The 12,791-nt window shown below is 46.8% G+C and carries 13 protein-coding genes and 1 riboswitch; of the genes, 12 read left to right on the top strand and 1 reads right to left on the bottom strand.

Going from position 1 to position 12,791, the window contains the following annotated elements; all coding sequences use genetic code 11:
• The first annotated feature begins 140 nt into the window (after nucleotides 1-140).
• From NSQ68_RS15120 to ytfJ, 10 genes are all read left to right on the top strand, one after another.
• Nucleotides 141-1,154: a 2-oxoacid:acceptor oxidoreductase family protein gene (locus tag NSQ68_RS15120; RefSeq protein WP_342426420.1), complete on the top strand. Its 1,014-nt coding sequence runs from the start codon at nucleotides 141-143 to the stop codon at nucleotides 1,152-1,154.
• Nucleotides 1,154-3,442: a thiamine pyrophosphate-dependent enzyme gene (locus tag NSQ68_RS15115; RefSeq protein WP_342426419.1), complete on the top strand. Its 2,289-nt coding sequence runs from the start codon at nucleotides 1,154-1,156 to the stop codon at nucleotides 3,440-3,442. Before NSQ68_RS15120 ends, NSQ68_RS15115 begins: the two co-directional genes overlap by 1 nt.
• A gap of 219 nt (nucleotides 3,443-3,661) precedes the next feature.
• Complete coding sequence (locus NSQ68_RS15110; protein WP_013310772.1) at nucleotides 3,662-4,129, top strand: IDEAL domain-containing protein; 468 nt, start codon at nucleotides 3,662-3,664, stop codon at nucleotides 4,127-4,129.
• Between the two features lie 68 nt (nucleotides 4,130-4,197).
• Nucleotides 4,198-4,371, top strand: a riboswitch (FMN riboswitch).
• A gap of 331 nt (nucleotides 4,372-4,702) precedes the next feature.
• The gene (gene ribE / locus NSQ68_RS15105) at nucleotides 4,703-5,368 is read left to right on the top strand and encodes a riboflavin synthase (protein ID WP_342426418.1); all 666 of its coding nucleotides are present in this window, start codon (nucleotides 4,703-4,705) and stop codon (nucleotides 5,366-5,368) included.
• Between the two features lie 60 nt (nucleotides 5,369-5,428).
• Entirely contained in the window at nucleotides 5,429-6,112 is a 684-nt protein-coding gene (ribB, locus tag NSQ68_RS15100) for a 3,4-dihydroxy-2-butanone-4-phosphate synthase (protein WP_342426417.1), read from the top strand.
• Between the two features lie 30 nt (nucleotides 6,113-6,142).
• Nucleotides 6,143-6,607, top strand: a complete 465-nt coding sequence (gene ribE, locus NSQ68_RS15095; RefSeq protein WP_023989205.1) for a 6,7-dimethyl-8-ribityllumazine synthase — start codon at nucleotides 6,143-6,145, stop codon at nucleotides 6,605-6,607.
• Nucleotides 6,608-6,781: 174 nt separating this feature from the next.
• A complete protein-coding gene (locus NSQ68_RS15090) occupies nucleotides 6,782-7,576 on the top strand; it encodes a segregation/condensation protein A (RefSeq protein WP_029517304.1) in 795 nt (264 codons plus the stop codon).
• Nucleotides 7,545-8,156, top strand: a complete 612-nt coding sequence (scpB, locus tag NSQ68_RS15085; RefSeq protein ID WP_342426416.1) for an SMC-Scp complex subunit ScpB — start codon at nucleotides 7,545-7,547, stop codon at nucleotides 8,154-8,156. The genes NSQ68_RS15090 and scpB overlap by 32 nt, the downstream gene beginning before the upstream one ends.
• A gap of 167 nt (nucleotides 8,157-8,323) precedes the next feature.
• Entirely contained in the window at nucleotides 8,324-9,034 is a 711-nt protein-coding gene (locus tag NSQ68_RS15080; protein WP_342426415.1) for a DUF2953 domain-containing protein, read from the top strand.
• A gap of 169 nt (nucleotides 9,035-9,203) precedes the next feature.
• Nucleotides 9,204-9,695 carry a GerW family sporulation protein gene (ytfJ, locus tag NSQ68_RS15075; protein ID WP_342426414.1) on the top strand — a complete coding sequence of 164 codons (492 nt, stop codon included), beginning with the start codon at nucleotides 9,204-9,206 and terminating at the stop codon, nucleotides 9,693-9,695.
• A 91-nt stretch (nucleotides 9,696-9,786) separates the two neighbouring features.
• Here ytfJ and NSQ68_RS15070 read toward each other — a convergent pair whose 3' ends face one another.
• Nucleotides 9,787-10,512: a protein-glutamine gamma-glutamyltransferase gene (locus NSQ68_RS15070; RefSeq protein ID WP_342426413.1), complete on the bottom strand. Its 726-nt coding sequence runs from the start codon at nucleotides 10,510-10,512 to the stop codon at nucleotides 9,787-9,789.
• A 209-nt stretch (nucleotides 10,513-10,721) separates the two neighbouring features.
• On the opposite strand from NSQ68_RS15070, the gene NSQ68_RS15065 reads away from it, so the two are divergent.
• Nucleotides 10,722-11,984 carry a D-alanyl-D-alanine carboxypeptidase family protein gene (locus tag NSQ68_RS15065; protein ID WP_342426412.1) on the top strand — a complete coding sequence of 421 codons (1,263 nt, stop codon included), beginning with the start codon at nucleotides 10,722-10,724 and terminating at the stop codon, nucleotides 11,982-11,984.
• A 57-nt stretch (nucleotides 11,985-12,041) separates the two neighbouring features.
• Nucleotides 12,042-12,785, top strand: a complete 744-nt coding sequence (locus tag NSQ68_RS15060; protein WP_342426411.1) for a nucleoside recognition domain-containing protein — start codon at nucleotides 12,042-12,044, stop codon at nucleotides 12,783-12,785.
• Nucleotides 12,786-12,791: the final 6 nt, after the last annotated feature.

Here is a 12,791-nt window from a genome sequence, read left to right as displayed (position 1 = left end):
TGACGTAGGCATTACAGTGCGTAAGATCACATTCGAAAAGTAAGTGTTGTGATAGCCTTTTCATAAGAATGCAATTTCCAATTTTTTTTATATGAGTATTCAAACTCGTTAAGGATTGGAAAAGAAGGGGGCTTATCACATTGTCTATTTTAACGAGCACAAATCGACTCGGATTTTTTGAAATCCGGCTGGAATCCATTGGTGGACTCGGCGCTAATCTGGCTGGCAAAATGTTGGCCGAAACCGGGGTGCTTGGTCTGGGGCTGAATGCTTCAAATTTTTCGTCCTACGGTTCGGAAAAAAAGGGAACTCCGGTTAAAAGTTTCATCCGTTTCTGTGAGCCAGAAGTCGATATTCGGGATCACAGTCCGATTGAGCAACCGCATGTGGTAGGCATTTTCCATGAAACGTTATACAAAACGGTAAATGTAATCAGCGGACTGCCAGCGGATGGGATTGTAGTGGTTAATTCCACGCGTCCAGCAGAAGAAATACGGGCTGATTTGGGACTGGTATCCGGTACATTAGCGGTGGTGGATGCGATGGGCATCGCACTGGAAGAGCGAACCAAACTAAATACGTCCATGCTCGGTGCCTTGTTCCGTGTCTGTGATTTCCTGGACCCGGAAGCGATGAGATCGGTTATACGCAGTACCTTTGAAAAGAAAAATCCACTGTTAGTGGAACCTAATCTGCGTACGTTTAACCGAGGTTATGATGAAATGGAACTGCAGGTATATCCTGTTACTGATGACGCGCAGGATCGTGTTTTTGAACGTCCGCAGCCATTGATGGGATACGAAACGCAATTACTGGGGGGCGTTATTGCAACTCAGGGAAACAGCATAACGAGAGATGTTAGTGGTTCACGTCAGGGGTATGTGCCTGAATATGAAGCTGATAAATGTACCCATTGTGCCAAATGTGATTCGATTTGCCCGGATTATTGTTTTGTATGGGAAGAGCAAGCAGACAAACGCGGAAGAATGATGCCATTTTTGCAAGGGATTGATTACCAGTATTGCAAAGGATGTCTGAAATGCGTAGATATTTGCCCATCGGGGGCATTAAGCTCGCGTCGCGAGCAATGGGGATGGGCGGAACAGAATCGAGTTGCCCACCAATTTCCGGTATATGAAGGAGGGCGTGCGTAATGGCAAAACTGGAGGAAGAACTCAAACAGACAGGCGCCGCGCAAGTGACAACGTTCGAATCCGGTAATGAAATGGCAGCTACGGCGGCTGCGCAGATTAATTATCATATGATGGGATATTTCCCGATTACTCCATCTACCGAGGTAGCGCAGTATCTAGATCAGATGAGAACGAGAGGTCAGCATAATATTAAGCTGGTTGCAGCAGACGGAGAACACGGATCGGCAGGGATTTGTTATGGAGCCGCCGCAGCGGGAGCGAGGGTTGTGAACGCCACTAGTTCGCAAGGTTTCCTGTACATGCTGGAGCAGTTACCTGTTCAGTCAGGTACCCGTTTTCCTATGGTTATGAATCTGGTGACACGAGCTGTCAGTGGTCCTCTGGATATTCGCGGAGATCATTCGGATCTGTACTATGGTTTGAATACAGGCTGGGTCATTTTGACGGCAAGTACACCACAGGCTGTGTATGATATGAACATTATGGCACTAAAAATTGCAGAGCACAGCGATGTTCGGCTGCCTGTAATGGTTGCATATGACGGTTTTTATACGTCCCATCAAAAACGTAAAGTGCAATATTTTGCCGATGCTGAGACCGTGCGCGGTTTTGTAGGTCCTAACCCGAACTTAAATTATCCGAATATTACGGATTTTGATCATCCTGTTACTGTGGGCGCCCATATGAACGGCGATGACCTGACGAATAATCATGTTCAGCTGTCCGAAGCACTGAAGCTGTCAGAAGGAGTATATGAGCAGGTAGCAGCAGAATATGCCGCTTTATCCGGTCGGGAATACCCGATTTTAGATCTGTATCAAATGGAGGATGCTGAGGTTGCGGTATTTCTGTTGAATTCAGCGGCTGAATCGGCCAAGGATGTGGCGGATCAACTCCGCGCACGCGGAATTAAAGCTGGTGTGATACGTCCGAACATCATCCGACCGTTCCCAGCCGCACAACTGCGGGAAGCATTACGCAATGTCAAGGCGTTGCTGGTAGGTGAACGTGCAGATTCGTATGGGGCGGACGGCGGTAATTTAACGCATGAAATTAAAGCGGCCTTGCAGGAGGACCCGCTGAATCGGACACTTGTGTTGAGCCGTATCTTTGGCTTGGGCGGCAAAGATTTTTATGCAGAAGATGCAGAGGCGTTCTTCCAGCTTGCAATCGAGGCGGCAGAGGCCGGACGAGTAGAGAAGCCCTTTGATTATTACGGAATTAATCCGGGTTCACCGGACAAGGTAATGCCGCAAGTTATGCAGCCGCCACGTGGTAATGATTACCGTACGGGTCTGATTCAGGTTACGCCGGACGAGGAGACCGGGAAGCTCAAGGTCAAGGTACCACCTCTGCGGTCGTTGACAACCAAACCACGGCGTCTTTCACCAGGCCACGGAGCTTGTCCAGGATGTGGGGCATTGTCTGCGCTGGAACTGTTTTTCAAAGGTATTGAAGGGGATATTGTCGTGCTGTTCCAGACAGGCTGCGTATATGTGACGACGACAGGGTATCCATATACATCACACAAACAACCGATGATCCACAATCTTTTTCAAAACGGGGCCGCTACCCTTTCAGGAGCGCTGGAAGCTTACATGGAAATGAAGCGGCGTAATGAAATTGAGATGTCGGACGATCCGACCTTTATCATGATTAGTGGTGACGGTGGGATGGATATTGGTATGGGTTCTGCGATTGGTGCGGCTCTGCGTAATCATAAGCTGATCATGCTGGAATATGATAACGAGGGGTACATGAATACAGGTTCACAGCAATCTTACTCTACTCCGCTCGGTCACATGACCAGTACGTCGGGTGTAGGGAAAATGCAAAAAGGAAAGCAGGGGCATCACAAGGATACCGTGCAAATCATGGCGGCTTGTAACATTCCGTATGCTTTTACCGCAGCTGAAAGTCATCCGCAGGATATGCTGCGCAAAGCAGCCAAGGCTCAATGGTATGCGAACAACGTGGGTACGGCCTATGGTAAAATCCTGTGCGCCTGCCCGCTGAATTGGAAATCCGAAGACAGACTGGGCACCAGCATTGTGGGCGCCGCAGTCGAGTCCTGTTTCTTTCCTTTGTACGAAATAGAGCAAGGCAATACGACGATTACGTACAATCCGGAAGACAAAGGAAAACGAATCCCAGCTGCAGAATGGTTAAAATTAATGGGTAAAACGAAGCATCTACTCAAGGAGGAAGCTACACTGGCTACCTTTGAGCAGGAGATTGAGCGTCGTTGGACTATCCTGAAAAAGAAACATGAAATTTCAGAGCTATAATTCCGTTTTTTGCATAATCATCAATTAACATTGTTAGCCGCTGTTACTGTAGTGGTTTGATCAAGATTCTTTGCGCTTATTGCGCAAAGAATCTTTTTTGTCGTTTATGGGTTGAAGCATAAAAAAACAGGTAATGATTTCCGATATAGGAGTGGAGGCCTATAAGAGGCACGTTAAAAAGTTTTCTTCTGAATTTTAAGATGCAATGAGGTGCAGGTAATGATTAAGCTGAATACAGTTGAAATAATCGAAATTATAAAGAAACAGATCCCTAAGGTTATGAACATCAAGCCAGTGGAACTCAAGTTTACGGATGATTTTGGACGGGCCTCGCTGGCAGCGACAGAACACAAATTCACGCTGACGAACCAGCATTATTCTGCCAAGGTGATGGATTGCGTGTTAGAAACACAAGTACGCCCCATTTTAATGTGCGAAATTATTTATTTTCTAAAATGCGAGTTTATTGACGGACATGTTGATGTGCGACTGGATTATGAAGCATGTTCTGAGGAAGGGCGAGGCCCGGTTGCTTCAGCCGTAATTACCTTTGATCATGCAACAGAGCTGGGAGTCGAGGAACTGGCCGATCTGATTGACTTGGCGCTTCATATGAATGATAAAACCTGGTTTGAAGAACTCTCCAGCCAATACGTCAAAACCAAAGCAGGAGCTTCTATTAGATAACTTGCTTTTTTTAGAAGTCGGTGCTAATATACGTAACAAGTTTAATGTTAATTCAATTAAATAAGAGCAAGATCCTTCGGGGCGGGGCGAAATTCCCCACCGGCGGTGATGACATGTTTGTGGATCGTTTTGTTGAGAAACAGCATGGCTTAGTCCGTGACCCGGATGCTGAATGATCAGCAGAAGGTGGACCTGGTGCAAATCCGGGACCGACAGTATAGTCTGGATGGGAGAAGGATACGAAGCGCATGTGCATGACGTGACATGTGCCGATTTTTAGCATACCCAATTGTGCGTACGGCTTATTGCGTTGTAGGACGGCATCGGGCGATAGCTTGCTTAAGCTTTCTTTTTGATGGGTGTTCTGAGCGTATTTGGTTGTATCCTCAGTCATGCTTTCTATTGGCAAACCTATGATTTCATGTCGTCTTAAGATGCATATGAACTGCGCTTGTATACTATAAATGTGACTCTCATCACCCCCATGACGGATTGAATCCGAACTGGGGGTTTTTTGCGCTTATAGCTGATGAATTAGGGATAAACTGAAATGTAGTGGAAAGGAGTGAAGGCATGTTTACCGGATTGGTCGAGGAAGTGGGTCGCATTCAAACGATTTCCAAAAGCGGTGAAGCGATGGTGCTGGGGATTTCGGGTTCCGTGGTGTTGGGCGATTTAAAAATAGGAGACAGTGTCTCAGTGAATGGCGTTTGCCTGACGGCGATACAGATCGGTACGAAAGACTTTAAGGTTGATGTGATGCCGGAAACCTTTCGCAGCAGTAATCTGAAAGAGTTGAGATCCGGCAGCCGAGTCAATCTGGAGCGAGCGATGGGCGCGAGTGGAAGGTTCGGAGGACATATCGTGCAAGGACATGTGGACGGGACGGGAACGATTCGCGGGGTGACATCAGACCAGAATGCAGTGGTGTATGAAATTGAGCCTAAAAATCAAACATTATTTAAATATATTCTTCTCAAAGGGTCAATCACAATTGATGGTATAAGCCTCACAGTCGCACAGCGTACAGGGGATACCTTTGCCGTATCCATTATTCCCCACACCTTATCCGAAACGGCCTTACAAGCCAAACGTGAGGGGGATACCATCAATATCGAATGCGATATTTTGGGCAAATATGTAGAACAGCTTTTAAATTACAGAGGTGCAGCGGAGGCGGCGAGAGTAGAAAAAGCTCCTCTCAGTTTGGACTATTTGGCGAAACACGGCTTTGCCTGATATTGAATGGTAAACCTGTTTAGGAGCATTCGTGGCACAAGACATAAGGAGGAAAGTGTTATGGATAGAGGTAGCCAAACAAGTACAATGGCAAACGTCATAGAGCATGGCGAGTTGGAACATGACGAAGAGATTCGTTTGGATTCCATCGAAGAAGCGTTGGAGGACTTAAAAAACGGTAAAGTCGTTATTGTAGTGGATGATGAACAGCGCGAAAATGAAGGTGATTTTATCGCTTTGGCTGAAAAAGCGTCGCCTGAGGTCATTAATTTCATGATTACAGAAGGTCGCGGTTTGGTCTGTGTGCCGATCACACGACAAAGAGCCGAGGCCTTGGAATTGCATCCTATGGTAGAGCAAAATACAGATTTCCACGGTACTGCCTTTACGGTATCGGTAGATCATATGGAGACAACGACGGGGATTTCAGCGGCCGAGCGCTCCTTGACTGTACGCGCCTTGGCAGACGAAGCAGTGACAGGAAGTGATTTCCGCAAGCCTGGTCACATGTTCCCGCTGATTGCTCGCGATGGGGGTGTCTTGCAGCGTGCTGGTCACACGGAAGCGGCTGTTGATCTGGCTCGACTCAGTGGCTTCAAGCCTGCTGGAGTCATTTGTGAAATTATAAAGGAAGATGGCTCGATGGCCCGCCTGCCTGATCTGGCAGTGGTCGCTAAGCGACATCAATTGAAGCTGATCAGTATTCAGGATTTGGTGGACTACCGTCGTCGTTTGTCATTGTAAATAATTTAAATTAAGAGAGGTTGATTAATTATGGCACGTTTTCTAGAAGGTAATCTTGTATCGAACGGTTTAAAATATGGTATTGTGGTGGGCAGATTTAATGAGTTTATTACGAGCAAGCTGTTAAGCGGTGCAATTGACGCACTTCAACGACATGGTGCACAGGAAGATGAAATTGATGTAGCCTGGGTTCCGGGTGCATTTGAAATTTCACTGATTGCACAAAAAATGGCTGCAAGCGGCAAATATGATGCCGTAATTACGCTGGGTACGGTCATCCGTGGTTCTACTTCACATTATGATATCGTCTGCAATGAAGTGGCCAAGGGTGTGGCAGCGAGCAGCCTGAAAACGGGAGTACCCGTTATTTTTGGGGTAGTGACTACAGAAAACATTGAACAGGCTATTGAACGAGCAGGTACGAAGGCTGGTAATAAAGGTTGGGATTCTGCACTGGCTGCGATTGAAATGGCCAATCTCGGCAAGCAATTTTAATGATAGGAATAGCTGAATAGAACGGTATAAACTGCAAGGGGAAAAAAGGGATTGGATTGTTAAGCAAGGCGATGACGTATATACTACAGAAAGAGGGATTGATAACGTAAAGCATAAGTGCTATAGGGAAAGGTATTGTTGAATGATGATTGGAGTAAGGCAGGGGGAAGCACATTGACAGTCGTAAACTACAAGCTGGAAACATTCGAGGGTCCGCTGGATCTACTGTTGCATCTGATTGATAAAGCCGAGATCGACATTCAGGATATCCCGATTAGCGATATTACTGATCAGTATATGGCTTTTTTGCACAGTATGCAGGAGCTGGAACTGGACATTACGAGCGAGTTTCTGGTGATGGCGGCGACACTCTTATCCATTAAGAGTAAATTGTTGCTTCCCAAGCCACCTGTGATGGAATATGACGATTTGGATTTTTATGAGGAAGAGGATTATGATCCACGTGAGGAACTGGTCCGCAAGCTGGTGGAGTATCGTAAATATAAAGGGATTGCTCGCCATCTAAGTGAACGTGAGTGGGAGCGGAGTCTAATTTATGGCAAAGAGCCAGAAGATCTGAGTGCATTTCTGCCCACTGAACCCGTAAATCCGGTGCATGGGCTGCACGCAAGCGATTTGGTCGCAGCCTTTCAGCGTGCTTTGCGCAAAGCAGAACGACGTACGACGGTAACCCGTGTTCATCGGGACGAAATTTCAGTCAAGGATCGTATCCGGCAAGTTATCGGGGCTTTAGAGATGGTGGGGAATGGAGGACGGTTGCTGTTCTCCAAGCTGATGCATGAGGATATGTATCGGCATGAAGTGGTTGTGACCTTTCTGGCTATCCTTGAACTGATGAAAATGAAACAAATTTTCTGTTATCAGGAGAAGCTTTTCGATGATATTGTAATGGAGTGGAGAGGGGATTTACGGGTTAATGGATTATCTGAAGCTGAAATCAATTATTGAGGGACTGCTGTTTCTAGCAGGAGAGGAAGGGTTGTCCACCAAGCAGATCGCCGACATTGTAGAGCAGCAGCAAGAGCTGGTTGAACAGTGCCTGGAAGATATGAAGCAGGACATGGAGCAGGGGGGTAGAGGCCTGCAACTTGTCCGTATTGCCGGTCATTATCAGCTTGCAACTTTATCCGAACATGCACCTTACTTTGAAAAGCTCGCATACTCTCCGGCACGTGCCTCACTGTCTCAAGCTGCTTTGGAGACGCTGGCCATTGTGGCCTACCGCCAGCCCATTACAAGAGTTGAAATCGAAGAGATTCGGGGTGTTAAATCCGAGCGGGCCATACATACACTGGTCAACAAGGAGCTCATTGAAGAGAAAGGTCGAGCGGAAGCCATCGGACGGCCGATATTGTACGGAACGACGAAATCATTTTTGGATTATTTCGGTCTGGGCTCTCTGGCAGATTTACCGCAACCGGAGCTATTCGAGAATTCGGACAATTTGGAGGAAGAGACTCAATTATTGTTCGAGCGTTTGGAGAGCAGCCAGCCTGCGGCCAACGATCTGGATCTTGATTCCCAATAAAGTTGCTCCGGATCTTCCGGCTCACTTATGTAAAAGTTCAAACAGACAGCCAGTCCTCATATAGTTGGGGGCTGGCTGTTGGTATTTTAAGATGCATGATTTTCCGGCGAACGGTCATACTATTTTTGCCATGATATTCTAAAGCAAAAGGTAGGGAGGACACGCCAGTGTGGAAATGGATCAGTATCGCCATCATCGTCGTTATATTACTTGTACTGGCAGTTCTGCTCTCTCGTATTCGATTGAAGCTGGATATTGCCAAACATGACAATGATGATCGGGCGCATCTAGAGATCAGATTTCTATACGGGATGATAAAAATGAATTACGATGTGCCGGCCATTCTCATAACAGGGTTGAAAAAAGGGCTTCTCTATCGGCTTGATCGCAACAAAAACATACATAAAACGGATGCTTCCGTGGATAGCGGTAATATTGATACAGAAAAAATCAAGCAATTTATACATGATATACGGGTTTTGCTCAAGGGAACGAAATCCTTTAATAGATGGTTGCGACATACATTGGCACATGTGACGATGTCCAAAATGGAATGGTCTACCAACATTAGTCTTGCTGACGCGGCATATACAGCTACCTCAACTGGTATTTTGTGGGGATTAAAAACAACCTTGATCGGTTATGCTTCAAGCTTTGTACGCATGGATTGTACCCCTAAGCTGTATGTTGTGCCCTATTGGGTGGATCGCTTGCGTTTTACCACCACTTTGAACTGTGAAGCAAACGTATCGCTCGGCTATTTAATGTTCTCCATGCTCATCTTATCTTACCGCATATGGCGCGTTCCGGGTGGACCGGAGGCATGGAAACGGGTTTTTTTCAAAAAAAATGCGGATCATCAAGCTAACAATGAATGATAAACAGTGGAGAGAGGTGAGACTCAATCCTTTCTGAGCTTTGAGATTCAGTATCCTCCAGAATTAGGCATAACCGAATCGAAAGACATACATATTTCCTTGAACCCCTGCGCACAATAGCGAAAGAAAAGGCAGTCTACGCTTGAGATAAGCAGAGGAGGAATAAATCATGTCAGATCACCCGATTCAAGGGCTCATGCAAACCGCAATGGAAAACATCAAAGCCATGGTAGACGTGAATACGATTGTAGGAGACGCAGTGGAAACACCCGATGGTTCTGTTATTTTGCCAATCAGTAAGGTGGGATTTGGTTTCGCTGCCGGGGGAAGTGATTTTAACGTAGACGAAGAGGCACTTCATACTTCCTCGGCGTCGGGTAATCATAGCGGGAAGGAAGGGCATCCTTTTGGAGGCGGTAGCGGTGGTGGTGTATCTATTCATCCCATTGCTTTTCTGGTTGTTGGCAAACAGGGGGCACAAATCGTTCCATTGGACAATCAAACGCATCTGATTGAGAAGCTCATTGACTCCACGCCATACCTGATTGATAAGGTTCAGTCTATCTTCCGGAATTCAGGCGGCAACTTGCAGACTCCACCCCCACAGGTACCTGTAGATGTTGCTACGGATCACAGTAATTCTGGCCCGGCTTACTTGTAAAAGTTATTGAAATTAAAAGCGTTCTCTCAGGAAGGTATCCCAAAGCCGAGTATAGGCTAAGGAATACCTTCTTTTCTGCTTGTACTTGGACCTATCCCCGAATATACTGTCTTCCCCCAATGACAGCATGTATTTGGTGACAGTATTCCAGTTGATACAAAGTATGCAGCGAGGAGAATTCATTTTTTCGATTTCCTTCGGCAGCAAACTGCGATAGGTAGATGAAGTCCGGATAGATCACTTCATTCGTCAAATAAGCAGATACCGTGGCATCAGGCCGACGATGTTGATTCAGGGAATCGATAATACCTTTCGCCGGCAAGATACCAATCCCATGGCCGTAAAACAAGTCTTCCTTCAGCTTAACGACATTTTCTCCTTTCCATTCCAATGTTTCAGATGACACATCCGGATTGTTGAAATACAGAATATCGCCAGGAGCCGCTTTATGACTTCCTTGCTGCTGTATGAGCCTAAGGTCGCTGTCATAGTGCCAGTCATACAGCAGCATGTCAGCAAAAATCCGATTAAACTCACTTTCCAGAATGGATTTCAGCACTCCATTGTACAGCACAATAACCATAGCTGTTGCACATTCAAAAGCGTATTGATGACCGTTTAAAAAGATATCTCTGATGCCTTGGGCCGGTGTGACACCTGCTTTGATCTGAAAGCCACCTTTTTCCGTTAAATTCCAAAATTGCGGGTTGCAACGTGCGGTAGCAAAAGTGGCAAAGGATACACTGCTTCGATGTAATGCTTCTGCGGACTCTACAATCCGCGATCTTAAAATCATTTCAAACTGTAGTCGCTGCATGTTATAACCCCTCGATCCATATTTAACGTTTAGTAACTAATATATATGTGCTCAGAAGGGCATGTTGCTTGGTTTGTGTAGAAAGAAAGCGAAAAAGGAGCAGCTAATGGCTAGTCCTGTAAAGGAATTTTCTGTTATAAAGGTGGACATACTTTGAACAGCTTGGACATAGAATGGTACAAGACTTGCTCAAAACCGGAGGAATCCAAATGTTTAAAAAAAAGCAACACATTCACGCGGACCACAGCCATTTTTTGAATAAGGCACGCGCATTTGTTTTGCCGCTGGTACTTCTGCTTATTTTGTCATTGCCGCTTACGTTGCTAAGTCCGCAGCCCGTTCGGGGAGCGATAAAAACAGAAGCAGCGCCGCCCGCATTAGGAACCCATGCACAGGCTGCTTCTTTAATTGATGTCACATCAGGAAGAATCATTTATTCTACCGAAGGTGACCGGGAGCTACGTATTGCCAGCCTGACCAAAATTATGACAGCGATCGTGGCCATTGAACATGGACGCTTGCAGGACCGAGTAAAGGTGAGCCCAACCGCGTATGCCAAAGAAGGGTCCTCGCTTTTTCTGCAAATGGGTGAACAAATGTCATTGGAAAATATGCTGTACGGCTTAATGCTCCGTTCTGGTAATGATGCCGCTTCTGCCATTGCTGAGCATGTGGGGGGGACTGAAGAGGGATTTGTTCATTTGATGAATGACAAGGCGGTTCAGCTTGGGCTAAGCCATACACATTTTGCTAATCCGCACGGGCTGGATGCCGAGGGACATTATTCCTCAGCCAATGATATGGCCCGGCTTACTGCTTATGCGCTGCATAATCCAACTTTTGCCCGTATCGTAAAAACAGAACTGAAAAAAGCACCGAATCCCAACGACTCTTGGGACTACTCATGGCACAATAAAAACAAAATGTTGCGGCTGTATGACGGAGCTGACGGGGTGAAAACAGGCTTTACCAAAAAAGCGTTTCGCTGTCTGGTCAGTTCGGCCACACGGGACGGTCGCCAGCTCGCTGCTGTCACCTTGAATGACGGGGACGATTGGAACGATCATGCCCGTATGCTTGATTACGGATTCCGATATTATCCGCTCATTCCGATTACGGACAAGCAGCAACCTATCGATGGTTACCCACTATTAACAGGTACAAGCTTTGCCTATCCTTTACATGATGGCGAGAAGACCCAGTTGCACAAAAGACTGGTGTTGTATAAAAATTCCGCTTCTGCAGACAGAGCGGACGTATCTTTTGGCTTACGAGGACGGGTTGAATTCCTATTGGAAGGTAAACTTATCGGTTCTGTTCCTGTGTATGCAAAAGGTAGTAAGCTGCCTGCTCAAAATACCGTACAGCCACAGCAAGAGGCTCCAACTGCACAAGATCGTGCAAACAATACTCAGCAACGAGGTTGGACGAGCAGATGGAACGAAATCCTTAAAAATTTGTTTGGAGCATAGGGCAACCAGGAAATAGAGCTGTACGTGTCACATCATTGGGAAAAGGAGGAATCAGCCATGATTCATCTCATATGGGTGGCTTTGATTTGTATTGGATTTGTATTTGCTGCCGCGCAGGGAAATATTGAGGTGGTGACGAAAGCGGCTTTTGACGGGGCAACTACGGGGGTTACAGTGTGCTTTGGACTGATAAGTGTGCTGGTGTTCTGGATGGGCATGATGCGGCTGGCTGAAGATGGCGGGCTCTTACAGAAAATATCCAAGCTTCTTTCTCCTTTGGTTGCCTTTCTCTTCCCTGATGTTCCGCGTAATCATCCCGCTATGGGTTACATTTTGTCCAATATGAGCGCCAATCTGCTGGGCCTGGGGAATGCAGCCACCCCGATGGGAATCAAGGCGATGCAGGAGCTGCAGACGCTCAATCCAGATAAGCAAACCGCCACACCAGCCATGTGTACGCTACTCGCCCTGAATACAGCCAGTATTACGCTTATTCCTACAACGTTGATCGCGATACGGCTAAATTTTCATTCTGCACATCCGGCAGAAATCGTCGGTACGACACTGGTAGCGACCGCAATAGCCACCTTTGCTGCAATTGCGGCGGATCGTTGGTACCGTAGTCGAGAATTGCGCCGCCGTCCTCCAGCGATTCCGCCATCCCAGTCATCCTTGGCGCCACTCGCCCCACCAGCACCAACGTCTGCTGCCTCTTCAACTACGTTGCCCGCATCTTTACCTGCCGTTCCGCGAACGGGAATCTCGGCTGCCAAGGGCAGGGACACCACTTGGAAAGGATGAGGGAGG

Source organism: Paenibacillus sp. FSL L8-0158, assembly GCF_038592965.1.
In the GTDB taxonomy this organism is placed as follows: domain Bacteria; phylum Bacillota; class Bacilli; order Paenibacillales; family Paenibacillaceae; genus Paenibacillus; species Paenibacillus polymyxa_D.
This window is presented reverse-complemented; position numbering and strand designations above follow the sequence as displayed.

Bases quoted from the DNA above. Each gene is read 5' to 3' on its own strand.
- NSQ68_RS15110 (WP_013310772.1), top strand. From the start codon at position 3,662: ATGATTAAGCTGAATACAGTTGAAATAATCGAAATTATAAAGAAACAG.
- NSQ68_RS15065 (WP_342426412.1), top strand. From the start codon at position 10,722: ATGTTTAAAAAAAAGCAACACATTCACGCGGACCACAGCCATTTTTTG.
- scpB (WP_342426416.1), top strand. From the start codon at position 7,545: ATGGATTATCTGAAGCTGAAATCAATTATTGAGGGACTGCTGTTTCTA.
- ribB (WP_342426417.1), top strand. From the start codon at position 5,429: ATGGATAGAGGTAGCCAAACAAGTACAATGGCAAACGTCATAGAGCAT.
- ribE (WP_342426418.1), top strand. From the start codon at position 4,703: ATGTTTACCGGATTGGTCGAGGAAGTGGGTCGCATTCAAACGATTTCC.
- ytfJ (WP_342426414.1), top strand. From the start codon at position 9,204: ATGTCAGATCACCCGATTCAAGGGCTCATGCAAACCGCAATGGAAAAC.
- ribE (WP_023989205.1), top strand. From the start codon at position 6,143: ATGGCACGTTTTCTAGAAGGTAATCTTGTATCGAACGGTTTAAAATAT.
- NSQ68_RS15070 (WP_342426413.1), bottom strand. From the start codon at position 10,512: ATGCAGCGACTACAGTTTGAAATGATTTTAAGATCGCGGATTGTAGAG.
- NSQ68_RS15060 (WP_342426411.1), top strand. From the start codon at position 12,042: ATGATTCATCTCATATGGGTGGCTTTGATTTGTATTGGATTTGTATTT.
- NSQ68_RS15115 (WP_342426419.1), top strand. From the start codon at position 1,154: ATGGCAAAACTGGAGGAAGAACTCAAACAGACAGGCGCCGCGCAAGTG.